Source organism: Rhodococcus ruber NBRC 15591, assembly GCF_001894945.1.
Lineage (GTDB): Bacteria > Actinomycetota > Actinomycetes > Mycobacteriales > Mycobacteriaceae > Rhodococcus > Rhodococcus ruber.
In genome coordinates, this window is record NZ_BCXE01000025.1 from 94,385 (window position 1) to 115,752 (window position 21,368).

Genomic DNA, 21,368 nt, shown 5'->3' on the forward strand with positions numbered 1-21,368 from the left:
GATCGGCGTTCGGTGACGCCGCAGCGTAGGCGGTCCCGCTCGTGTCGCCGGGCTCGGATCCGAGGCCGCCGGGAGGAGGGACGACGGGTGCTCTCACACAAGCTTCACATTCCGGAACGGGAAGTCTTCACCGACGGTGCGTTGACTCGGTGGGGAGAGAAAGGTGGTGCCGGCAATGAACACACGGCGCAGGACTGTGGCCGCACTCGCGGCAGGGGTGGCGATCGGAATCGCCGGATTCGGAACGGCCGTTGCGACCGCCCAAGCGCCCGAGGGCAATACGAGCGGCGATGCGCTGTCCACGCAGGAGCAGTCCGATCTGGTGACGATGCGCGAGGAGGAACGGCTGGCGCGAGATCTGTACCAGCAGTTCGCGCAGAAGTGGGGGGTACAGACCTTCGAGCGCATCTCCGACAGCGAACAGCGCCACTACGATGCCGTCGGCGGTCTGCTCGACCGGTACGGCGTGAGCGATCCGTCGGCCGGGCTCGCGGCGGGAACCTACGGCGACTCTCGACTGCAGGGCGCCTACGACAGTTGGCTGGCCCGCGGTCTGACCTCCGTCGAGGAGGCGTACGCGGTCGGCGCCGAACTCGAGGCCGCCGATATCGCCGAGTTGTCCCGCGCGATCGATGTCAGCGACGAGGACGCGATCGGCCGCGTGTACGGCAGGCTGCGCACCGGTTCCGAGCATCACCTGCAGGCCTTCCAGGCAGCCGCGGCCGGCGAGGAGCTACCCGGCGGGCAGGGGCACGGCCAGGGACAGGGGCACGGCCAGGGGCAGGGGCAGGGGCACGGCCAGGGACAGGGGCACGGCCAGGGGCAGGGGCACGGCCAGGGACAGGGGCACGGCCAGGGGCAGGGGCAGGGGCACGGCCAGGGGCAGGGGCACGGCCAGGGGCAGCAGGGGCACGGCCAGGGGCCGCAGCACCCGGAGTAACACCTGGCAGCCGGCTCGCTGTCGGAGTGCAGCCCGCCGGGAACCTACGGCACGCGGGCCGGTCCGACTCGGACCGGCCCGGCGTCAGTCTCCGGCCGGATGGCGGTTTCGGGTGGGCAACTGCAGTGTGAACCGTGATCCGTGACCGCGGCCGGGGGACTCGGCGGACAGGTCGCCGCCGTGGGCGCGGGCGATTCCCCGGCTGATGGTCAGGCCGATGCCCGAACCTGGATCGTGCTCCTGCCGGCGCCGGGACGGAACACGGTAGAACCGCTCGAAGATCCGTTCCACATCGTCGGGCTCGAGTCCCTCGCCGGTATCGGTGACGGTCACGGTGGCGACGTCCCGACCGGCGGTGACGTCGATGCTCACCCCGCCGGTCTCCGTGGCGGCCAGGGCATTGCCGAGCAGATTGGTCAGCACCTGCGTGATCCGGTCGGCATCTGCCCACACCACGACCGGGCGGGACGGCGGGAGTACGGTCACGGTCAGGCCGGCGTCGTCGAACTGGGGGCGCAGCCGGCCCGCGACCTGGGTCACCAGCCCGTACAGGTCGACCTCGACCGGCTGCAGGTCCAGCCGGCCCTCCTCCGCCCGGGACAGGGTGGACAGATCGTCGGCGAGCCTGCGCAGTCGACCCACCTCGGCTTCGATCCGGACCAGCTCTGCCGGCGCGAAGACCCCGTCGAGGACGCCCTCGGCGTAGCCGTCGATCACGGTCAGCGGGGTGCGCATCTCGTGCGCCACCTCCGACAGCAGCCGGACCCGCCGGGCTTCCGTGTCGGCGAGTCGGACGGCGAGATCGTTGACGTCGCCGGCGACCGCGGCGAGTTCGGACTCCGGCGGCACCGGGATACGGTGCCGGTAGTCACCGGTGGCGATTGCCCGGGTACCCGACCGCACCGACCGCAGCGACCGCAGCAGGCGGCGGGACGCCAGCAGACCCAGCGCGGCGGCCGCGATCACTCCGGCGAGCACCCCGAGCAGCAATGCCGTCGTCACGGCATCGGACACGACCTCCCGCAACGGCCCAGACCCGTTCGCACGACCGCGGCCGTTGCCGGGGCCGGCGGCGCGTTCTTCGAACAGCGCCGGTGCCGCGGCGCGGACGACGGCGAAGGTGACGAGCGCTCCGACCACCGCCACCAGCACGTGGGAGACGAACAGTCGCATCGTCAGGCTCGGCACCGGGAGCCGGAGACCGCGGTTCACCGGTCGACCTCGCTCGCGGCCACGAACTTGTAGCCGACACCGCGGACCGTCCCGATGAAACGAGGGGCGGTGGCATCGTCGCCGAGCGCCCGGCGGATGCTGCGGATGTGCACGTCCACGACCCGCTCGTCGCCGAAGAAGTCTCCGCCCCAGACCTTCTCGAGCAGCTGCCGCCGCGAGTACACCCGGCCCGGGGCCTGCGCCAGGGCCAGAAGCAGATCGAACTCGAGCGCGGACAGTTCCACGGGCATGCTGTCGACCGTCACCTCCCGGGTCTCGGGGTCCACCGTCAGACCGGCGGCCACGACCCGGGAGGGCGCCCCGCCGGTGCCGCGGGCGCGGCGCAGGACGGCACGGACGCGGGCCGCGACCTCGCGAGGCGCGAACGGTTTGGTGATGTAGTCGTCGGCGCCGACCGCGAGTCCCACCAGCTTGTCGACCTCCTCGGCGCGGGCAGTGACCAGCACGACGTACACGTCCGAGAACCCGCGGATCCGGCGCAGCACCTCGAGGCCGTCGAGATCGGGAAGGCGGATGTCGAGCAACACCAGGTCGGGGCGGCGGGACTGCACCGATGTCAACGCTTGTGAGCCTGTTGCGGCTTCGATGACGTCGTAGCCGTCCGCCTCCAGATAGCCGCGCAGGACACGACGGATGTGAGGTTCGTCGTCGACGACGAGGACGCTGTGGGGCACCGTCTCCCCTTTCGATCCGACGGACCGGTTCGGCCGGGCGTCCGGACAGCTGTGGACAGGAGGGTCCGTCGAGGTGTTCGACGGGCAGACCGAGGGTAATCCAGCCGTGCAGTCCTCCGTGGAGTTGCCGTCGCACGCTCCGTCCCCGGTGCGTCCGCCGATGTGTGCGCCGTTCGGTGGGGCTCGCATCACCGGTCGCCCGGAGGTCGAGGTGACGAGGTTGTGGACGTGAGACGAGGTGGAACGCGTGCCGTCGGAGACCGAGCAGAAGAAGAAGTTGTCGCTGACCGGGTCGGTCGCGCTGGGAACCGGGGTGATGATCGGCGCGGGCATCTTCGCCCTGGTCGGGCAGGTGGCGGAACTGGCCGGGTCCTGGATCCCCTGGGCGTTCGTCGCGGGCGCGGTGGTGGTGGCCTTCAGTGCCTACTCGTACGTGCGGTACTCGAGCACGAACCCGTCCTCGGGCGGGATCGCGATGATCCTGAAAGCCGCCTACGGCCCCGGGGTGGTGGCCGGGTCGTTCTCGTTGTTCATGTACGTGTCGATGATCCTGGCCGAGAGCCTGCTGGCCCGGACCTTCGGCACGTACCTGCTGCGTCCGTTCGGGATGCAGGGCTCGGCGGTGTGGGTGCCGGTCCTGGCCGTGGTGGCGATCGCGGCCGCGACGGTGGTCAACCTGGTCGGCAACCGGTGGGTGGAAGGGTCGGCGACGGTGACCGCCGCGATCAAGATCGTCGGGATCGCGGCGCTCGCGGTGGCCGGGATCGCCGCCACCGGGGTGTCGGCCTTCTCCCGGCTGGTCACCGGGGGTGCGGACGCGACGCCGCCGGACAGCGGACTGCTCGGATTCCTGGCCGGCATCGCTCTGTGCATCCTGGCGTACAAGGGCTTCACCACGATCACCAATCAGGGTGACGATCTGCGCGATCCCCAGCGCAACATCGCGCGCTCGATCGTGATCGCGATCGCGGTGTGCACGGTGCTGTATCTGCTGCTGACCGTCGCGGTCACCGGGAGCCTGTCGGTGCCGGAGATCGTCGCCGCCCGGGACTACGCACTGGCCGAGGCCGCCGAGCCGCTGTTCGGGTCCTGGGGCGTGTGGCTGACGGTGGCGGTGGCGGTGGTCGCGACCCTGTCCGGCTTGGTGGCGAGCCTGTTCTCCGTGTCGCGGCTGTACGACATGCTGCGGGAGATGGGACAGGTGCCCGGGTTGCCGGGGTCGGTGAACCGGCAGTCGTTGCTGATCACGGCCGCGCTGGCGTTGGTGACGGCGACGGTGTTCGACCTGAGTCAGATCGCCTCACTCGGGGCGATGCTGTACCTGTCGATGGACATCGCCATCCACTGGGGCATGGTCCGCCGCCTGCGCGACGAGGTCGAGTTCGCGACCTGGGTCCCGGCCGTGGCGATCGCGCTCGACGTGCTCGTGCTCGTGCCGTTCGTGATCATGAAGGTGCGCACGGATGTGTTCACGGTGGTTGTCACCGCGGTGGTGGCCGCAGCCGTCTTCGCGAGCCAATGGCTGATCGTGCGCCGCCACGTGGCACACCGCCGGCGGTCCACCGGACGCTCGGCGCAATGACGGTGGGCACCCGCCGATCGTCCAGCCCAGCGGCCGAGCGTCCGGTGTTCGCGGCAAGGGTGGTGACGGCGGACTCTCAGCCGAGGGAACCGATCAGGTCCCGGCAGGCCTGCTCGCATCGCCGGCACGCATCGGCGCACGTCTTGCAGTGCGCGTGACGGGAGGCGTGCTGCGCGCACTCGTCCCCGCAGGACTTGCACGCCGCCGCGCAGGTCTCGAGCACCGAACGGGTCAGGTCGGCGTCGTAGCCGGTATGGCGCGAGAGGACCCGGCCGGTGGTTTCGCAGATGTCGGCGCAGTCCAGATCGGTGCGGATGCACTTGATCAACTCCGCCACCGAATCCTCGCTCAGGCAGGCATCGGCGCAGGCGGTGCACGCCTGAGCGCATTCGATACACGCCTCGATGCACGCGGCGAGCTTGCCGGTGTCGACGCCGTCGAGGTCCTTCGGGTAGCTGTCGAGCATGGTCGCTGCAGTGCTCATGAATGTGCGTCCTTTCGTGGGGACTCGTTGTTCGGCTGATCCGGATCGGTGTCGACCGAGATCCGGTACCGACTCGCGTACCCACAGGATCGACGAGATAACACCAGACACACGATTCGTTCCCCGAGGCGATTCCGGTTGCAGGGCGTCCTGTTACGAGGCGCTCACCGGCCGATGCCGGTGGTCGTCAGCGAAGCGTTCGCAGATCTCGTCGACGGTTCCGCCGGTGTGGAGGAACCCGGTGTCCAGACGCCCGGCGAGGCGACGGGTCTGTTCGTCGAGGATCGCCGCGGCCCGGCGGACCTCGACCGCGGACGACCCGGCGCCCGCGGCCGCGAGTCGCGGTGCATACGACAGAGCGGCGGCGAACGAGAGGTCCGCGTCGGATTCGCGGAAGAAGTAGGTCTCGCCGTACTGCATCAGGTCCAGTTCGCACGTGATCAGCGACTCGGTGACCGAGTCGAGCCACTGCACGGCGATGCTCGCCTCGGCGGCGGGAAGGATCTGCTCGGTGCCGGTGGCCGTCAGAAGCACGAGCCGGCGGGCGGTGGCGCGGCGACGGCTCAGCGCCGGATAGATCTGCAGCACCCAGGAAATGGCCGCAGTGAACAGCACGAACCCCATCAGCGCCTGCAACGGAATCAGCAGTCGCAGCGCCGGATAGGCAGGGGTGATGTCCCCGAAGCCGAGGGTGCCGACGGTCACCAGGGACAGATACAGCGCCATGACCGGGTCCGACGCGGCCGACGGGCGCAGCGCACTGGCGAAGTAGAACCCGTCGGGCATGTGCGGCAGGTAGATCAGTGCCCAGCCGAGCACGATCATCGTCGCCCACACCCCGGCGGTGACGACGAGTCCGGCCGGCCCGACCGAGCCCAGCAGCCGCCCTCGTCGCCCGGCGTGGTGCGCCCCACGCCACAGGACGACGAACACCCCCCGGGAGATCGTGCCCAATCCCCGGGGATGCCACAACGTGACGAAGATGTCCCGCAGTGCCCCGACGATCAACGCCGCGCCCACCACGCTCGAGATCCAGATCATGATGTCTGCCGTCGTCCTTCGAGGGCGTCGCCTACCTGACGGGTGAGCTCGTCGAAGTGCCCACGCGTCGCGGTACCGTGGCCGGGGATGTGCTCCCGCAGTCGACCGAGCTGGTCCGTGATCGCCGCACGCTGTTCCGCAGTGGTGGCCTTCCATGCCAGCTCCCGCAGCATCGAGAGCAACGCGTCCAGCACGACCGGATCGTCGGCGCCGTAGAGCCGCGGCTGGGTGCACACCAGATCCAGCAGTTCGGCGAAGGTCGGTCGCGCCAGCACCACCCGGACCCGGTCGTGTTCGTCGCACAGGGGGTACGGGCCGAGCTCGAGGTCGAGCAGCTCGCCCAGGACCGCGGTGCACGAGACCAGGCCGTGCACCGCGGTGGTCGGATCGTTGATGCCGGGCGACAGGGCCCGCACCACCACGTCGGTCAGCTGCCGCAGTCCGTACCCGAGGTCCTGGACGGCGGTGCGTTCGCTACCGGTGCGCAGGGCACCGCGCACCCGGTCGCACAGCCTTCGGGCCTGGTCCTCGGTCAGGGGCTGCGGACGCAGGGACCACCACGACGCGACCGGCGTGCCCGCCAGCACCGGGCTGCCCACCGGTCGGTTCACCCACACCACGGCCTCGGCCTCCTCGGCCGCCGCGAGCAGCGCGTACTCGTCGAGCTCGACCAGGAATCCGGACGAGTCCGCTTCGACGACATGCGGGGCCGGCGGGGGGACGGGCAGTGTGGGCCGATCCTGCCGATCCGGAGGTAGCAACCTGGCGGCGGTCTCGCAGGTGTCGGCGCGCACCTGTTCGAGCACGGCCTCGACGCGGATCTGCCGGACCAGATGCCCGAGGAACAGCACGAGGGCGATGACGCTGGCGACCGCGAGCAGGTACGCCGTCGTGACCGCCAGCTGGGGGACGAAGGCACTGTCGTCGGTGTCGTCGGTGCCGCTGCGGACCGTGCGCAGCACGGTCAGCGCGTAGACGAACGTCGCGAGGAACAGTCCCAAGGTGCGTTGGACGACCCGGTCGGCGGCGAAGGTGCGCAGCAACCGCGGTGAATACTGACTACTGGCCAGCTGCAGGGTCACCAGGGTCAGCGAGAACGTCAGCGAGGTGACGGTGATCAGCGAGCCGGCGATCGCACTCAGCACCTCGCGGGCGGCGTCGGCACCACCACCGAACAGGTACCCCGCCACCGTCGGTGGCAGCCGGTCGTCGATGGCGGCGTCGAGCTCGGGTATGCCGATGCCGGCCAGCACGGCCACCAGCACCGCAGCTGCCGGGACCGGCCACAGCCGCGACCGTATCGCTTCGACGAACACCTGTCGGCGTTTCAGCGCAGCCCCGATCGGTCCCTGTCGTGTCCGGGTCCGGGAGTCGTCGGTCATCGCAGGCTCACTCGGTGCTGCATCACCGAGCCCACCAGCAGCACCCGCACAATTTCCGACCACGTCTCGAACCACATCTCCTGCGAATACCCCGGGAACGGCCCGGCAATCACACTCGGAACCGCGGCGGCGCTCACCGGTGCCGCTCGGGGGACCGCGCCGCCGGAGCCGTGGCCCGCCGGTACAGCACCCGGCCGGCCACCGCGGTGACACCGAAGATCACCGTGCTCGCCGCCAGCACCAGCGACCCCGCCGCCAGCACCGTCTCGTCCGCACCCATCCGCTCCGCTTCGAGCGTCAGGTAGAACAGCGCCGACACCCCGATGGGACCGAACCAGCCCAGATACAGAGCATCCGGCATCGACAAGCGCAGCGGACGGCGCAGCAACAGCAGAACCGGCACCCGGCGCAACGCCAGCACCGCCACCACGAGACCAACCCCCGCCCAGCCCAGCTCGGCCCACTGCGGCCAGGGCAGCGCCGCCCCCAGCAGGACGAACAGCGGCAACACCGCAAAGCGGTTGATCGCCTCGTCGATCGGCACCTCCGCCGTCCGCTCGCTGCCGGTACTGGTGAGGTTGAATGCCAGCCCGCCGACGAACACCGCCAGCACCCCGTCGACATGGATCAACCCGGCGACACCCAGAATTCCCAGCGCGAGCACGACGGTGAAGAACAGGGCCGGCGCCGGATCCGTCGCCCCGTACCTTTCACCCCAGCGCAGGGCCCGGCCACCGGCCCATCCGCTCGCGGCCCCCATCAGCACGGCCCCGGCCACCTGCCACAGCGACTCCAGTGCCGCCGTGCCCGCTCCCATGCCTCCGGCGACGGCGACCGCGGCCAGCACCAGTGGCAACGCCAGACCGTCGTTCGCCCCGGACTCGAGCGAGAGGACCTGCCGGTTCCGGGCGGGCAGATCCTCCTCGGCCGCCTCTCCGGTGACGACATTCGAGGCGAGAACCGGGTCCGTCGGGCACAGGGCCGCGCCCAGCAACACGGCCGTGGCCAGGGGCATGGACAGCAACGCCCACCCCAACCCGGCGGTGACGGCCGCCATCACCGGCATCGCTACGGCCAGCAACACGGCGACGGGACGCCATTGCCGGAGCACGTCCGCCATCGGATACCGCAGCGCCACCGCCATCACCGATACCGCCAGCAGTATCCGGCTCGCCTCGTGCAACAACCCGTGCTCGGCCGTCAGCGGCGGTAGGGACAGCACATCGAGCACGTACGGTCCGAGCAGCACACCCGCTGCCAGTCCGAGCAGGGGTTCGGACAGCGGCAGGCGGCGCATCTTCGCCGACAACGCCGCCACACCGACCCCCAGCACCCCGACGGTGGCGAGAACGATGTCGATGCTCATGCGTGCAGTGTTGCCCGGAGAACGGCACCGTCAATCCTCTCCGGATTCGGAGAGGGGCAGGCACATCCGGACTTCGGTGCCGTGCGGCTCGTTGGGCAGATAGCGGATGCTGCCCCCGTGTCGCTCGACGATGTGCTCCGAGATGATCAGACCGATGCCGGAACTGTCCTGCTTGGCCGAGAACGCCCCGGAGGCCAGCCGGTTTCCCGAGGCATCATCCATGCCCCGTCCCTGGTCGAAAACGGAGACACAGGCCCACTCTCCACGCCGAGCGGTCCGGACGGTGAGCTCCTTGACGGCGGTCGAGGGCAACACGATCTCGTCGATCGCGTTGAAGCAGAGGTTGATCACCACCTGCCCGATCAGCACGCTCTCCCCTACCACGGGCAACGGCGAACGGGACCTGTCGAGCGAAATGTGCACCCCCCGTTCGGCTGCCCGCAGCCGAACGAAGTACAGGCTCTCGTCGACCGTCTCGTTGAGGTCGATGGCGGCCTTGGTGCTCTCGATCCGCCGCACATAGCGCTTCACGGAGGACACGATCTCCGCCGCCCGGCCGAGCTGCTTCTCCATCCTGTCCAGCCCGTAGCTCAGGGCCTCGGGGTCGAGGGATCCATCGGAGATCCGTGCCTTGAGGCCGCTCAGGTAGTTCGTCGAGGCCGCGAGGGGCTGCCCGAGTTCGTGAGCGAGGATCATGGCCATGTCCCCCATTGCGTTGTACCGGCTGAGGTACTGGAGGTTGGCCTCCTGGTAGGCATGACGGCGTTCCCACTCCACACGATCCGTGACGTCTCGGATCGTCAGCACCCGTGACGTCATTCCGTCGTGCACCACGGCCTCGAGGAAGCCGGACAACCAGGTCGTCGTCCCGTCGCTCTTCTCGATCTCCTGCATGATGCCCACCGGTCCTGCCGCCGCGTCCAGTTTGGCCACGACGGGCTCGGCGGTCAGCCGGGGCTCACAACGGCCCAGATCCTCGAGATACACCCCGGACAGTTCGTCCGGGGTTCTGCCGAACAGCCGGGCCGCGAGCGGCGAGATGTCTTCGATGCAGTTCGTCTCGTCGAGCACCACGATGCCCGCCGACGTGTGCGTCATGATGCGCTGCAGCGACTGTGACACCCAGCTGAGTTCCTCCTGCAGCTCCACCTCTTCCGCGATGTTGCGGAACTCGACCATCACGACCTGCCCGTCCTGGAACGTCAGGCGTGAGGCGACCGCATCGGCCAGGAAGTCCTGCCCGTCCTTGGTCCGGTACTTCCATTGTCTGCGGCTCGAACCACGTACGACGGCGTCCTGCAGCCACGCCACCCCGACCGAGCGCCGGTACTGACGCTCCTGGCTGCTCATGTGGTGGGCCTTCAGCGGTCGCAGCTCCTCGAGCGTGAAACCGAACATCCGGCACGCAGCCGGGTTGGCCCAGAGGATGTTCTTCGACGCCGCCTCGTGGATGAGGATCCCCGTCTCCGTCTTCTCCACCATCTCCTGGAAGTCGCGGCCTGTCGGGAACATCGATCCTCACTTCCGGGTGCCGTGACGGTTCATTGTCGACCCACGATCGGCGGATCGACCATAGGGGATTGCTTTATGACCGGCGGAGGAAATCCCGATACCGCCTCGTCCGAACCTTTCCTAGCGTTCTCCTCAGCGCGACACGACGAGGTGGATGGAGACGACGATGGCGATCCGGAGCACGATGAATCCAGTGCGGGCCGCGACAGCGGGCCCCGCGCGGGAGAAGGCCTTCGAGGACGCTCTCGCCGTGCTGCGGGACCGGCGCGACGAGTTCAACCGGCAACGATTCGTACCGAGGGACTTCGTCGCGCTCCTCAAGCGCGCCGGGCTCTACCGCGCGTCGACCCCCGCACAGTTCGGCGGCGAACCGATGGCCCCCGCCTCCTTCATGAAGCAGGTCGAGCGGATCTCCGCGGTGGATCCGGCCACCGGCTGGGTGGCAAGTTTCGGGTCCTCACTCGTGTACTTCGCGGCCCTGCCGGTCGAAACCCAGGAGAAGATCTACTCCGACGGCCCGGACGTCGCCTATGCCGGCGGGCTGTTCCCCATGCAGAAGGCCGAGAAGGTGGACGGCGGCTACCTGTGCAGCGGCCTCTGGCAGTTCGCCAGCGGATGCCTGGGCGCCGACATCCTCGGCATCGGCCTCGCCGGCGGTCCGGAAACGAACGGCAAGCCGCTGACCGCCCTCGTCGACCCCGCCGACGTCGAGATAGTGGAGAACTGGGACGTCGCAGGCATGAAGGCGACGGGATCACACGCAGTGAAGGCCGACAGACTCTTCGTCCCCGAGGAGATGACGTTCGTCCGCGGCGGCGCTCCCCGAATCGACGAGCCGCTCACCCGGTATCCGACGCTCGCCTACGCGGCCCAGGTGCTGGCGGTGGTGACTCTCGGTGCCGCACGGGGGGCTCTCGACTACGCCCACGAGGTCGGGGCGGTGCGATCCAGCATCACCGGCGGTGACAGCAAAGGAAACCGTCCCGCGTACAAGACTGGGCTGGCCCGCGCCGAGGCCGATCTCCGCTCCGCTCGGGCCTTCTTCTACGAGATCACCGACGAGGTGTGGGGCCTGGCGGTCCGCGGCGACGAGATCACCGCCGAACACACGGCCCTGCTCCGCCTGGGAGCGACCCAGGCCGCCCACGTCGGCCGCAACGTCGTGCTCGCCGCGTTCGACCTGGCCGGCACCGGGGCGATCTACGAGAGCCACCCGCTGCAGCGCTACCTGCGGGACGCTCTCGTCCCGGCCCAGCACGCCATGCTCCAGACCAACACCTTCGAGGCGGCCGGAGCCGTCCTGCTGGGCCTCGACCCCGGCATTCCCAGCTTCCCCTGACCGGGACACGACCGTTCGAGACCAGTTCCTGCCTTCCCCGCGAAAGGACGCCCATGACCGCCGAACCGTTGCGCACCCTGTTCTGCATCGGCAACAACCAGAACTTCTTCGACCTGCCCAAGGCGGAGATCGGCCCGGTGTGGGTCGGCATCTCCACCATGCTCTCGGCTCTCGCGAACATGGACGGCGTCCAGGTCATCGGCACCTTCGACGACGACGCCCACATGGTCGGCCCGTCCGACGGCTGGCCTTGGACCTGCTACGTCCTGGCCGACGTGAAGGACCAGGAAACCGTCCGGGCCGCGTGCAACTTGTTGCGGACGACGATGATCGGCGAGTACGCCCTGTGGAAGTACTTCAAGATCGAGGCCCGCATGGGCCGGGAACTGACGATCCGCGCGGACGTCGCGGTCTGACCCGTGACCGGCACCGACCAGCGCCTCGAGGTCGTCGAGGCGAAGGACGCCGTCCGTGACTGCATCGCTCGCTACCTGGACCTGTGCGATGTGCCCGGACCTCTGCAGAGCCCGGAGCAGCTCGGCGTCCTGTTCACCGACGACGCGACGTGGGAAGGGCTGGGTCCGGAGTACGCCGACAAGTTCGGAATCGCCCGTGGGCGAGACGAAGTCGTCACTCTCGTGTCCCGGTACCTGCCGCCGGCCGACCACTTCCTCCGCAACGTGCACCTCCTCGGCAGCGAGCAGATCCGTCTCGACGGCAACCGTGCGAGCGGACGGTGGATCATGCAGCAGTTGTCGCTCCATCCGACGGGAACGGCCGAACTTCTCTGCGCCCGGCTCACGATCGACTTCGACCTGGACCGGGCATCCGGACGGACGGCGGCCCGCATGAGCCGATTCCGCACCCGGCGGATGTTCGCCGCGCCGCTGCCGACCGACGCGATGGCCCACCTATCCGGGGCGACCGCCCGACCTCACGAACGAAGGATGACATGACGACGACAGAAGAACCCACCGCACGCACCTACGCGGACCTCGTCGCGAAGGACCGGGTCGCGGGCCGGCTGTACACCGACCCGGACATCTTCCAGGAGGAGATGAAGAGGATCTTCTACAAGACCTGGGTGTGGGTGGCACACGAGAGCGAGATCCCGGAAGCGGGTTCGTTCAAGACCACCCAGGTCGGGGATCAGCCGGTTATCGTGACCCGGGATCGCAAGGGCAACTTCAACACCCTGCTGAACCGGTGCCGGCATCGCGGTGCGACGGTCTGCGATCAGCGCAGCGGTAAGGCCAACGGCTTCACGTGCCCGTACCACAACTGGTCCTACGCACTCGACGGACGCCTTCGTGGCATTCCCTACCCGGACGGATACGAGGGCGTCGTCGACAAGAAGGACTTCCCGCTCCAGACCCTGCGTACCGAGAGCTACCTGGGAATGATCTGGGCAACATTCGACCCGGACATCGAACCCCTCGAGGACTTCCTGGGGGACGCGAAGATCTGGATGGAGCGCTTCTTCAAGCAGAGCAACGGATTTCCGACCAAGGTGATCGGAGTTCACAAGTTCCGTTTCAAGGGGAACTGGAAGATCCAGCTCGAGAACACCACGGACGGCTACCACTTCCCGATGGTGCACAAGTCGTGGATGGCCTCGGTCGACGCCGAGACGGCGGACATGATGTCGTTCATGGACGACCCCACGGCCGAGACCCACGCCCTCGGCAACGGACACAGCGTCGCGATCATGGCCGCAGCCCACGCGGATCTCGACATCGACGACGGCAGCGAGGAAATCCAGCCTCGGTTCCAGCACCTGGTCGACGAGCTCGCCGCCGCGGGAGAAAGCCCCGAACGGATCCGTCGCTACATGCGGTCCATGCACGGTTGCGGCTTCAATCTCAACACTTTCCCGAACGTCGCGATGTCGTCGTCGTTCTTCCGCGTCCTCATCCCCCTCTCCGTCGACGAGACCGAGATCTGGCACATGGCACTGGGAATGGACGGCGGACCCGAGAGCATCAACCGCGAGCGGCTGAGGATCCACGAGCACTTCCAGGGCCCGTTCGGTTTCGGCAGCCCCGACGACGCCGAGGGGTGGATCCGGGTGCAGATCGGGGCCGGCGGCAATCCGAACATGCCGATCCTCGTCAACCGCGGCGAGGGACGCGAGTACACGACCGAAGAAGGCTGGCCCACCTCACATGTCACCGACGAGACGGGCATGCGGGAGGCCTACGCGATGTGGAAGAAGATGATGAGCAATGACTGAGGCCCTGACGATGTCGACCCTGACGGACTCCCGCACCCTCCGCGCGATCGAGCTCGTCTGGAAGGAAGCACAGGTCCTCGATGCCAAGGACTATCGGACCTGGGAGCAGATGTACACGGACGACGCTCACTACGTGATTCCCATCGATCCGCACACCGACGACTTCGCCGCAGGCCTGAACATGGTCTACGACGACAAGCGCATGCGGCACCTGCGCGTCGAGCGGATGATGCAGGGCTATTCGCCTTCTGCGGTGGCCGCGGCCCGGACCGTGCGGATCGTCTCGCGGTTCACCGTGGAGGACGTCACCGACACGTCGGTCACCCTCCGGTCGGCCCAGATCCTCAATGCGTTCAAGCGCAACGAGTTCACGACCGTCGGTGCCGAGCTGACCCACCGGATCGCTCTCGGCGAGGACAGGGACGCGATCGCTCTCAAGGTCGTTCGGCTCATCGACAGCGAGGACGCGGTCAGCGCCTCGGGTTACCTGCTGTAGGGGGCCGATGTGATCTCTCAGTCCACCGGACCCGGCATCGCCGTCGTCACGGGCGCAGCCGGAGGTATGGGTGCGGCGATCGCCCGGAAACTCCACACCGACGGTAGGAGGGTTCTGCTCACCGACATCGACACGGCCGGTGTCGAAGCCCTCGCAGCGGAGTTGTCCGGCGACGGGTCGACCGCACGTGGCCTCGAACTCGACGTCAGCCGCAAGGACGGATTCGAGGAAGCGCTGGCGACCTGCCGGCAGCTCTGGGGCGTCCCCACGATCGTCGTCAACAATGCCGCCGTCACGCAGGCAGCGGATCTGATGAACCTGGCGGAGGCGGACTTCACGAGCGTCCTCACGACGAACGTGAACAGCATCTTCTTCGGTTGCCAGGTGTTCGGTGCGGCCATGGCCGAGCGGGGCTTCGGACGGATCGTCAACATGGCGTCGCTCGCCGGGCAGAACGGAGGGACGGCAACCGGGGGCCACTACGCGGCGTCGAAGGGAGCGATCCTGACCACCACCAAGGTCTTCGCGCGCGAGCTGGCGGGCCGGGGAGTGACGGTCAACGCGATCTCTCCCGGCCCGCACGACCTCCCGGTCGTGCGCGCGACGGTGCCCCCCGACAGACTCGAAGGCATCGTCGCCGGGATCCCCGTGGGACGCTTGGGAAATCCGTCGTTCGTGGCCGACATGGTCGGGCTGCTCACCTCGGACGACGCCTACTTCGTCACGGGCGCCTGCTGGGACGTCAACGGCGGACTGTATCTGCGCTGACCGGAATCCTCCTGTCCGGGAGGGTCCGGTCGGCACTTCCGTCCGGAGAAATTCACGAGGAGAAACGGACATGGCACTCATCGACGTCACCGTCGCCGAGATCGTTCAGGAATCACCCACCGTCAGATCGTTCAAGCTGACGAAGACCGATGGGTCGCCACTGGGTACGTACCGGCCGGGTGCGCACATCGACGTCGTCGGACCCACCTCGATCACCCGTCAGTACTCGCTCTTCAGCACACCCGATGCGCAGGATTCGTTCGCGTTCGCGGTCAAGCGCGAGGAGAACTCCCGCGGGGGTTCAGCGGCCCTCCACGAGCTGCGGGTGGGCGACGCTCTCCGGATCAGCCCGCCACGGAATCTGCTGAGCATCGCGGCGGACGCCACGCACCACGTCCTGGTCGCGGCCGGCATCGGCATCACGCCGATGCTGAGCATGGCACGCTACATGGACGTCCACGGCATCAGCTTCGAACTGCACTACTTCGCCCGCAGCGAGACGGAAGCCGCCTTCCTGCCGCTGCTGCGCGAGCGCTGCCCGGACAAGCTCCATGCCCATCTCGGGGTGGGCCGGGACGAGCAGGACGAGATTCTCGGAACCATTTTTGCGGGAACGGATCCCGGAACCCACGTCTACACGTGCGGACCCGACGGGTTCATGACCAAGGTCGTTGCGCTCGCGAGCCGGCACGTCCCGGCCGGATCGATCCACCTCGAGAACTTCCACGCGACGGAACAGCCGGACGCATCCGAGAACTCCGCGTTCGAGGTGGAACTGGAAGGGGAGACCTATCGGGTCCCGGCCGACCGGAGCATCGTCGAGGTGCTCCAGGAGAACGGCTGCGACGTCGACACGTCCTGCCAGGAGGGCATCTGCGGTACCTGCATCATGCAGGTGGTCGCAGGGACTCCGGTCCACCGGGACAACGTTCTCACGCGGTCCGAGAAGGAGTCCGGCGAGGTCATGGCGGTCTGCGTGTCGCGGGCCGCCGGCGAGCGCCTGGTGCTGGACTACTACTGATCCTCCACCGGCACGTCCACCCCGTACCGGAGCACGTCCCGTACGAGGGTGCTGATGCTGTCGGCGTCGGTCTTGCTCTTGATGCGAGCGCGGTGGACGTCGACGGTCTTCACGCTCATGCCGAGTTTCCGGGCGATGTTCTGGCTGGGCAGACCTTCGACCACCAGGGCCAGGATCTGGCGCTCGCGCGGGGTGAGGGACGAGACCTTGCTCCGCACCGATTCTCGCAGTACGTGATCGGTGAAACGGAGGCGGGCCTTCTCCACCCCGGCCTGCACGGCGTCCAACAGCCGTTGCGGATCGTAGGGCTTCTCGAGGAAATCCAGAGCACCCGCCTTCAGGGTGGAGACGGACATCCGGATGTCACCGTGGGCGGAGACGAAGATGATCGCGACGTGCGGCGCGAACTCGTTGAGCTTCTCCTGCAACCGCGTCCCGCTCATACGGGGCATGCGCACGTCGAGGACGATGCAGGCCGGCCGGCTGCCGTCGTAGGCGTCGAGGAACTGCTCGCCGCTGTGGCAGACCACCGGTCTGATCCCGATGCTCTCCAGCAACCAGTCGACGGATTCGCATACTTCGAAGTCGTCGTCGACCACGTACACCGTCGTCTCGGCTCGGAGGTCTTCCGCGCTTTCCACCATGGCTCGTCACCACCTCCGAATTCGGGAGCCAGGGCTTCTCCCCGACTCCCGACATTGTCCCCGCCCCCGCCGGGCGGGAACGACCGGTTCACGCAACGTCCGCCGGAGCGTCGTCCCAGCAGGCATCGGCAGTCCAGTAGTCCATTCCCGCGGCGCTCACCCGGTGCTGCCACTCGGTGGTCCGTCGCAGGAGCGGTTCCTCTCTGCGAACCGACTCGTCGGCCGCCTCCGGGCCGTCGGCCTCCACTGTCCAGTGGACCCAGTTGACCTCACGGCCGTACTCGTCGTGGACGAACAGATCGACGTGGTGCCAACCGCGGTCGAAGGTGTCCTCGTAGCAGGTGAGGAACATCCTGTGATGGTTGGTCGGGCGGGGTTCGAGCATGAGCGGTCCTTTCTACCGAGCGAGCAGATTCACCGAGCCGAGCGAGCAGATTCACCGAGCCGAGCGAGCAGATTTCACCGAGCCGAGCGAGCTTGCCGGCTCAGACGGCAATCTCCGGCAGTTCGCGAAGGAGCACTTCGAGCTTCTCGCCCACGGCGAGCAGCCGGTCCTCGTGCCCCGGTAGCCCGACGATCTGAAGACCCAGTGGCAGTCCCGCGGACGTGCGGGCACCTGGCACGACCACGACCGGCAATCCGAGCAGCTGCCACGGGCGGCTGAGTATCGGCGACCCGGTTGCGGACAGACCGAGCGGGGCCGGTCCCAGCGCTGCAGGGCCGACGATGATCGGATCGGAGGCCAGAATCGCGTCCAGCAGTTCCCGGGAGCGGTCCCGACGGGTCAGGGCCGCGGAATACTCGGTTCCGGCGATCCTGCGGCCGTTCTCCAGCAGATCCCGGATCGGCGCGCTCAGTGCACCCGCGTGTTCGTCGAATTCGTGGGCCCGCGCCCGCGCGGCTTCGTACGACATGACGGTGACGTGGTCCTCGGACAAGGTCTGGACATGATCGTCCCAGTCGAGAGGCTCGGCCTTCACCCCGATCTCCTCCAACAGGGCGGGCACATGTTCCAGCAACGCCGACATTGGGGGCTCCACGGGGTGGAGGGCACCGGCGTTCCAGACCAGGCCCCGAGTCACCGGCTCCGGAGCCGGGACCTCCGAGTGCCCGTGGCCGCTGAATGCGTTGTGCACGAAGCGAAGATCGGACACGGACCGGGTCAGCAGGCCGAGGGCGTCCAGTGACTCGCTCAGACCGGTGATGCCGGACATGTCCGTGGTGCCGTGCGCGAGAACCATGCCGGCGGCTCCGCAGTACGAGGCCGGCCGGGTCAGCGAGCCGGCCGTCTGGGTGCCGAGCGCGAGGGGCACGGTCCCCGCTGCGACGGCCGCAGCAGAGCCACTGGAGGACCCGCCGGGGGTGTGACCGAGAGCGTGCGGGTTGCGGGTGGGCCCGGGGGTGAAGTAGCCGAACTCCGTCGTCACGGTCTTGCCCTGGACGATCGCACCGAGGGAACGCAGGCGGCTCACGCAGGCGGCGTCGGTGCCGACCAGATTCGGGGAGGTCACTGCGGAACCGGCGCGCGTCGGCATCCCGGCGACGTCGATGAGGTCCTTGACTCCGACGGACAGCCCGGCCAACGGTGCAGAGCCGGGGTCCCGGTCGACGGCACGGGCCTGCTCCGCAATCGTCGACGACAGGCACACCCACGCACCGAGTTCCGGTTCCCGCAGCTCGATCGCTCGTCTGACCTGCGTAGCAAGGTCCTCGGCCGTCACCGACCCGGTTCGGACAGCCCCGACCTGCTCACCCAGGGACAGGTCCGACGCGCGCGTGCTCATAGTCCTCCTCCGGTCTCGACCCCTTCATTCTGGGTGAACACGGCGGGAGCCGACAGTAAAGGTTTCCCTCCTACCGCAGTAGGGATGCGTGGAAATAGCTTCTGAACCACTGTCGACTCGCCGACGGATTCAGCATCCGCGGCTCGCTAGGAAAGGTGGCTGCTCATGGCTTCGACCGTGGCGCCCGATGTCTCCGCCTCCCCGGAAAACGGGGAGAAGAGGATCGACTTCCACAGGATGAACCGCAAGGCGTGGATAGTGACGGCGCTGCTCGTCCTCTTCCAGATCGTGGCCTTCGCCGACAAGGCCGTACTAGGCCTGGTGGCCTCCGAGGCCATGCCCGATCTCGGAATCTCCGCCGTCGAGTTCGGATTCATCGGCAGTGCGTTCTTCTTCCTCTACGCAGTGGTCTCCGTGATCACGGGTTTCCTGGCTGCCAGATTCTCGGTCAAGTGGATCATCCTCACGATGGGCGTCGTCTGGGCGGTCATGCAGTTCCCGATGCTCCTCGGTGGCGGTGCTGCGGTGCTGCTGATGACCCGCATCGTCCTCGGCGGCGCTGAAGGCCCCGCGACGGCGATGTCCCTCACCTCGGCTCATTCGTGGTTCGAGCCGCGTCGTCGCGCATTGCCGTCCAACTTGGTTGCTGCCGGCTCGACCCTGGGACCGGTCATCGCCGCGCCTGCCCTCGCCTGGGTGATCGTCGCCTGGGGTTGGCGCTGGGCCTTCGGCGTCCTCGGCATCGTCGGATTCGTGTGGGTCGTCGCCTGGCTCCTGATCGCCGACGACGGTCCGTTCGCCGGGCACGGCAAGCAGAATCGCGCCGACGCCCGTACCGGCGACCGGAAGCCGGCGGACCGCACCGCGGAGGTCGCCACGGCCGATGTGGACGAGCAGAAGCCTGTCGTCGTCTGGCGTGCGCTGCTCAGCATGACCTTCCTCGCCGCGGTGATCGGAGGGGCCTCCAACTTCTGGGTCCAGGGTTTCGTCACGACCTGGTTGCCCCAGTACCTCGGCACCGTGGTCGGCCTGTCGCTTCCTCAGGTAGGCACCGTCACCACCATTCCCTGGATCCTCGGAGCCGGCGTGCTGCTGCTGCTCGGCTTCCTCGGCCACCGGTTGATGAAGCACGGCCACAACGCGCATCGCGCGATCGCGGTCCCGTTCGGTATCGCAGCGCTGGTGGCCGGAATCTGCTTCATCCTGGTCCAGACGACGTCGGGTGTGCCGGCCGTCGCCCTGCTGTGCCTCGCCGCCGGCTGCAGCCTCGCGTACCCGATGACCGCCTCTGCGATCGCTTATGCGGTCGGCGCCAAGCAGCGACCGATTCTCATGGCCACGCTCGGCGGCGTGGCCTCGATCGGTGCCATCGTCTCCCCGACGCTCGTGGGCTGGCTGATGGCCCGCGCCGGTTATGTCTCGCCCCCTGCCGGCAGCACACTGGCTCCCGAAATGGCGACGAACATGGCGGTCGGTGTGCACCAGGCATTCACCATCACCGGCATCATCCTCCTCGTCGGCGGCGTGCTCTGCATCCTCTTCCTCCGGCCCGAGAGCCTCGGCCGGAAACTGCAGTCCGAGTACGTCAAGCATTGAACCGGCATCTCGATGCACGCCGGAGTCATCCCGTCCCCGAGATCAGGAGGACCGCAATGACGGATATCGCGACCCCGGTCGACCGAGGGCTCTTCCGGGAGGTGATGGGGCACTACCCGACCGGAGTGGCCGTCGTGACCGGCCGTGCGGACAACGGCGAACTGCTGGCGCTGGTGGTCGGGACCTTCGGGTCGGTGTCTCTCGATCCGCCCCTCGTCTCCTTCATGCCGATGAAGACGTCGAAGACGTTCGCCAAGCTGCGGGAGTGCGCGTCGCTGTGCATCAACATCGTGGGCGGTGAGCAGGAGGAACTGGTCTCCACCCTCGCCCGGCGCTGGGAGAACAAGTTCGACGGAATCGACTGGTTCCCGTCCCCGTCGGGGGATCCGGTGCTGGCGGACTCGGTGGCATGGATCGACACCCGCATCACCGACACGGTGGAGGCGGGCGATCACTGGATCGTCCTGTGCGCTGTGGCGGACATGGCCGTCACCAACCCGGTGGCCCCGCTGATCTTCTTCCAGGGCGGTTACGGGAGTTTCGTCGGGACCTCCTTGATGGCTCGGATGGAGCACCGGCTGCTGTCGGCGATTCGGGAGGCGGACTGCGCACGGACGGCCGTCGAGGACCTCGCACACGACATCGGTTGCGAGGTCACGGTCTACACCGCGGTCGGTCGGGACGAGATGGCAACGGTACTCTCGGCGTCGGCTCCCGGAGTCGATCCGGAGAACGGCCTGGCGCAGCGAGTTCCGATCGTGCCCCCGATCGGTGACTCGCTCGTGTTCGATCTCCCGCCGGAGGATCAGGAGCGGTGGCTCGCCAAGGCCCGCGGCGTCGAGGAGCCCGGGAGGCAGCTCTACCGGGACCGTCTCGACTTCGTCCGCGCACACGGGTTCCTGCTGTCGTTCCTTCCTCGGGAAGGCGGAGCCGCATACGAAGGGATGCGCGACGCCACCCATCGGTATGCGACCGGAAGACTGACTCCGGCGCAGGAGCGGAACATCCGGGAGTGCGTGACCGAATCGGCGGTCGACTATACGTTGCGCGACCTCGAGGGCGGGAAGACGTACGACATCGGTTCCGTCGTACTGCCGGTTCGCGACCGAGCGGGCAGCTACACGCGCACGCTGCGTTTGGCGCAGCTTCCCCGCCGGGTTTCCGGGACGCGAGTACGGGAGTGGATCGCCCGGGCCGAGGAGGTTGTCGACATCCTCGAACTCGGGGGCGGTTCCGACAGGTAATCCGTTCCCGCGGAATTGTCTTCACCACG

21 protein-coding genes are annotated in these 21,368 nt (G+C 68.1%); 11 read left to right on the forward strand and 10 right to left on the reverse strand.

Annotated features, from left to right (window positions below):
• The first annotated feature begins 175 nt into the window (after window positions 1-175).
• On the forward strand, window positions 176-940 hold the full coding sequence (locus RR3_RS17565) for a ferritin-like domain-containing protein (RefSeq protein ID WP_234420124.1): 765 nt from the start codon (window positions 176-178) through the stop codon (window positions 938-940).
• 84 nt (window positions 941-1,024) lie between these two features.
• Here RR3_RS17565 and RR3_RS17570 read toward each other — a convergent pair whose 3' ends face one another.
• Both RR3_RS17570 and RR3_RS17575 read right to left on the reverse strand, forming a co-directional pair.
• Entirely contained in the window at window positions 1,025-2,152 is a 1,128-nt protein-coding gene (locus RR3_RS17570; protein ID WP_017680769.1) for a sensor histidine kinase, read from the reverse strand.
• Window positions 2,149-2,847, reverse strand: coding sequence for a response regulator transcription factor (locus tag RR3_RS17575; protein WP_010593620.1), 699 nt, complete (start codon window positions 2,845-2,847; stop codon window positions 2,149-2,151). The genes RR3_RS17570 and RR3_RS17575 overlap by 4 nt, the downstream gene beginning before the upstream one ends.
• A gap of 238 nt (window positions 2,848-3,085) precedes the next feature.
• Between RR3_RS17575 and RR3_RS17580 the strand changes: the two genes are divergently transcribed.
• Complete coding sequence (locus tag RR3_RS17580) at window positions 3,086-4,429, forward strand: APC family permease (RefSeq protein ID WP_064066018.1); 1,344 nt, start codon at window positions 3,086-3,088, stop codon at window positions 4,427-4,429.
• Window positions 4,430-4,505: 76 nt separating this feature from the next.
• On the opposite strand, the gene RR3_RS17585 is transcribed toward RR3_RS17580, so the two are convergent.
• The 5 genes from RR3_RS17585 to RR3_RS17605 form a co-directional block, all read right to left on the reverse strand.
• Entirely contained in the window at window positions 4,506-4,913 is a 408-nt protein-coding gene (locus tag RR3_RS17585; RefSeq protein ID WP_010593622.1) for a four-helix bundle copper-binding protein, read from the reverse strand.
• Window positions 4,914-5,066: 153 nt separating this feature from the next.
• Complete coding sequence (locus tag RR3_RS17590) at window positions 5,067-5,954, reverse strand: potassium channel family protein (RefSeq protein ID WP_064066019.1); 888 nt, start codon at window positions 5,952-5,954, stop codon at window positions 5,067-5,069.
• Window positions 5,951-7,336: a DUF2254 domain-containing protein gene (locus RR3_RS17595; RefSeq protein ID WP_064066020.1), complete on the reverse strand. Its 1,386-nt coding sequence runs from the start codon at window positions 7,334-7,336 to the stop codon at window positions 5,951-5,953. The genes RR3_RS17590 and RR3_RS17595 overlap by 4 nt, the downstream gene beginning before the upstream one ends.
• A 133-nt stretch (window positions 7,337-7,469) precedes the next feature.
• The gene (locus RR3_RS17600) at window positions 7,470-8,702 is read right to left on the reverse strand and encodes a cation:proton antiporter domain-containing protein (protein WP_010593626.1); all 1,233 of its coding nucleotides are present in this window, start codon (window positions 8,700-8,702) and stop codon (window positions 7,470-7,472) included.
• Between the two features lie 30 nt (window positions 8,703-8,732).
• Entirely contained in the window at window positions 8,733-10,214 is a 1,482-nt protein-coding gene (locus RR3_RS17605; protein WP_048773720.1) for a PAS domain S-box protein, read from the reverse strand.
• A gap of 154 nt (window positions 10,215-10,368) precedes the next feature.
• Here RR3_RS17605 and RR3_RS17610 point away from each other — a divergent pair, with 154 nt between their 5' ends.
• The 7 genes from RR3_RS17610 to RR3_RS17640 all read left to right on the forward strand — a co-directional run bounded on the left by RR3_RS17610 (window position 10,369) and on the right by RR3_RS17640 (window position 16,071).
• Entirely contained in the window at window positions 10,369-11,553 is a 1,185-nt protein-coding gene (locus RR3_RS17610) for an acyl-CoA dehydrogenase family protein (RefSeq protein WP_040274815.1), read from the forward strand.
• 53 nt (window positions 11,554-11,606) lie between these two features.
• On the forward strand, window positions 11,607-11,969 hold the full coding sequence (locus tag RR3_RS17615; RefSeq protein ID WP_010593629.1) for a hypothetical protein: 363 nt from the start codon (window positions 11,607-11,609) through the stop codon (window positions 11,967-11,969).
• 3 nt (window positions 11,970-11,972) lie between these two features.
• Complete coding sequence (locus tag RR3_RS17620; protein ID WP_017680775.1) at window positions 11,973-12,509, forward strand: nuclear transport factor 2 family protein; 537 nt, start codon at window positions 11,973-11,975, stop codon at window positions 12,507-12,509.
• Entirely contained in the window at window positions 12,506-13,786 is a 1,281-nt protein-coding gene (locus tag RR3_RS17625) for an aromatic ring-hydroxylating oxygenase subunit alpha (protein WP_010593631.1), read from the forward strand. The genes RR3_RS17620 and RR3_RS17625 overlap by 4 nt, the downstream gene beginning before the upstream one ends.
• A complete protein-coding gene (locus tag RR3_RS17630; RefSeq protein WP_010593632.1) occupies window positions 13,779-14,282 on the forward strand; it encodes an aromatic-ring-hydroxylating dioxygenase subunit beta in 504 nt (167 codons plus the stop codon). Before RR3_RS17625 ends, RR3_RS17630 begins: the two co-directional genes overlap by 8 nt.
• A 9-nt stretch (window positions 14,283-14,291) precedes the next feature.
• On the forward strand, window positions 14,292-15,050 hold the full coding sequence (locus tag RR3_RS17635) for an SDR family NAD(P)-dependent oxidoreductase (RefSeq protein ID WP_082335462.1): 759 nt from the start codon (window positions 14,292-14,294) through the stop codon (window positions 15,048-15,050).
• A gap of 70 nt (window positions 15,051-15,120) precedes the next feature.
• Window positions 15,121-16,071 (forward strand): PDR/VanB family oxidoreductase, encoded by a 951-nt coding sequence (locus RR3_RS17640; RefSeq protein ID WP_017680778.1) that lies wholly within the window; start codon window positions 15,121-15,123, stop codon window positions 16,069-16,071.
• Here RR3_RS17640 and RR3_RS17645 read toward each other — a convergent pair.
• The 3 genes from RR3_RS17645 to RR3_RS17655 all read right to left on the reverse strand — a co-directional run bounded on the left by RR3_RS17645 (window position 16,065) and on the right by RR3_RS17655 (window position 18,499).
• Window positions 16,065-16,715 carry a response regulator transcription factor gene (locus RR3_RS17645; RefSeq protein WP_010593635.1) on the reverse strand — a complete coding sequence of 217 codons (651 nt, stop codon included), beginning with the start codon at window positions 16,713-16,715 and terminating at the stop codon, window positions 16,065-16,067. The genes RR3_RS17640 and RR3_RS17645 overlap by 7 nt on opposite strands.
• 88 nt (window positions 16,716-16,803) lie before the next feature.
• Window positions 16,804-17,100 carry a hypothetical protein gene (locus tag RR3_RS17650; protein WP_010593636.1) on the reverse strand — a complete coding sequence of 99 codons (297 nt, stop codon included), beginning with the start codon at window positions 17,098-17,100 and terminating at the stop codon, window positions 16,804-16,806.
• Between the two features lie 100 nt (window positions 17,101-17,200).
• Window positions 17,201-18,499 carry an amidase gene (locus RR3_RS17655; RefSeq protein ID WP_010593637.1) on the reverse strand — a complete coding sequence of 433 codons (1,299 nt, stop codon included), beginning with the start codon at window positions 18,497-18,499 and terminating at the stop codon, window positions 17,201-17,203.
• 165 nt (window positions 18,500-18,664) lie between these two features.
• Here RR3_RS17655 and RR3_RS17660 point away from each other — a divergent pair, with 165 nt between their 5' ends.
• Together RR3_RS17660 and RR3_RS17665 are read left to right on the forward strand one after the other, a co-directional pair.
• Window positions 18,665-20,095, forward strand: coding sequence for an MFS transporter (locus tag RR3_RS17660; RefSeq protein WP_010593638.1), 1,431 nt, complete (start codon window positions 18,665-18,667; stop codon window positions 20,093-20,095).
• Window positions 20,096-20,151: 56 nt separating this feature from the next.
• Window positions 20,152-21,339, forward strand: a complete 1,188-nt coding sequence (locus RR3_RS17665) for a flavin reductase family protein (RefSeq protein WP_059174298.1) — start codon at window positions 20,152-20,154, stop codon at window positions 21,337-21,339.
• Window positions 21,340-21,368: the final 29 nt, after the last annotated feature.

Bases quoted from the DNA above. Each gene is read 5' to 3' on its own strand.
- RR3_RS17600 (WP_010593626.1), bottom strand. From the start codon at position 8,702: ATGAGCATCGACATCGTTCTCGCCACCGTCGGGGTGCTGGGGGTCGGT.
- RR3_RS17640 (WP_017680778.1), top strand. From the start codon at position 15,121: ATGGCACTCATCGACGTCACCGTCGCCGAGATCGTTCAGGAATCACCC.
- RR3_RS17585 (WP_010593622.1), bottom strand. From the start codon at position 4,913: ATGAGCACTGCAGCGACCATGCTCGACAGCTACCCGAAGGACCTCGAC.
- RR3_RS17630 (WP_010593632.1), top strand. From the start codon at position 13,779: ATGACTGAGGCCCTGACGATGTCGACCCTGACGGACTCCCGCACCCTC.
- RR3_RS17660 (WP_010593638.1), top strand. From the start codon at position 18,665: ATGGCTTCGACCGTGGCGCCCGATGTCTCCGCCTCCCCGGAAAACGGG.
- RR3_RS17590 (WP_064066019.1), bottom strand. From the start codon at position 5,954: ATGATCTGGATCTCGAGCGTGGTGGGCGCGGCGTTGATCGTCGGGGCA.
- RR3_RS17650 (WP_010593636.1), bottom strand. From the start codon at position 17,100: ATGCTCGAACCCCGCCCGACCAACCATCACAGGATGTTCCTCACCTGC.
- RR3_RS17615 (WP_010593629.1), top strand. From the start codon at position 11,607: ATGACCGCCGAACCGTTGCGCACCCTGTTCTGCATCGGCAACAACCAG.
- RR3_RS17595 (WP_064066020.1), bottom strand. From the start codon at position 7,336: ATGACCGACGACTCCCGGACCCGGACACGACAGGGACCGATCGGGGCT.
- RR3_RS17655 (WP_010593637.1), bottom strand. From the start codon at position 18,499: ATGAGCACGCGCGCGTCGGACCTGTCCCTGGGTGAGCAGGTCGGGGCT.
- RR3_RS17610 (WP_040274815.1), top strand. From the start codon at position 10,369: ATGGAGACGACGATGGCGATCCGGAGCACGATGAATCCAGTGCGGGCC.
- RR3_RS17645 (WP_010593635.1), bottom strand. From the start codon at position 16,715: ATGGTGGAAAGCGCGGAAGACCTCCGAGCCGAGACGACGGTGTACGTG.
- RR3_RS17565 (WP_234420124.1), top strand. From the start codon at position 176: ATGAACACACGGCGCAGGACTGTGGCCGCACTCGCGGCAGGGGTGGCG.
- RR3_RS17625 (WP_010593631.1), top strand. From the start codon at position 12,506: ATGACGACGACAGAAGAACCCACCGCACGCACCTACGCGGACCTCGTC.
- RR3_RS17605 (WP_048773720.1), bottom strand. From the start codon at position 10,214: ATGTTCCCGACAGGCCGCGACTTCCAGGAGATGGTGGAGAAGACGGAG.
- RR3_RS17665 (WP_059174298.1), top strand. From the start codon at position 20,152: ATGACGGATATCGCGACCCCGGTCGACCGAGGGCTCTTCCGGGAGGTG.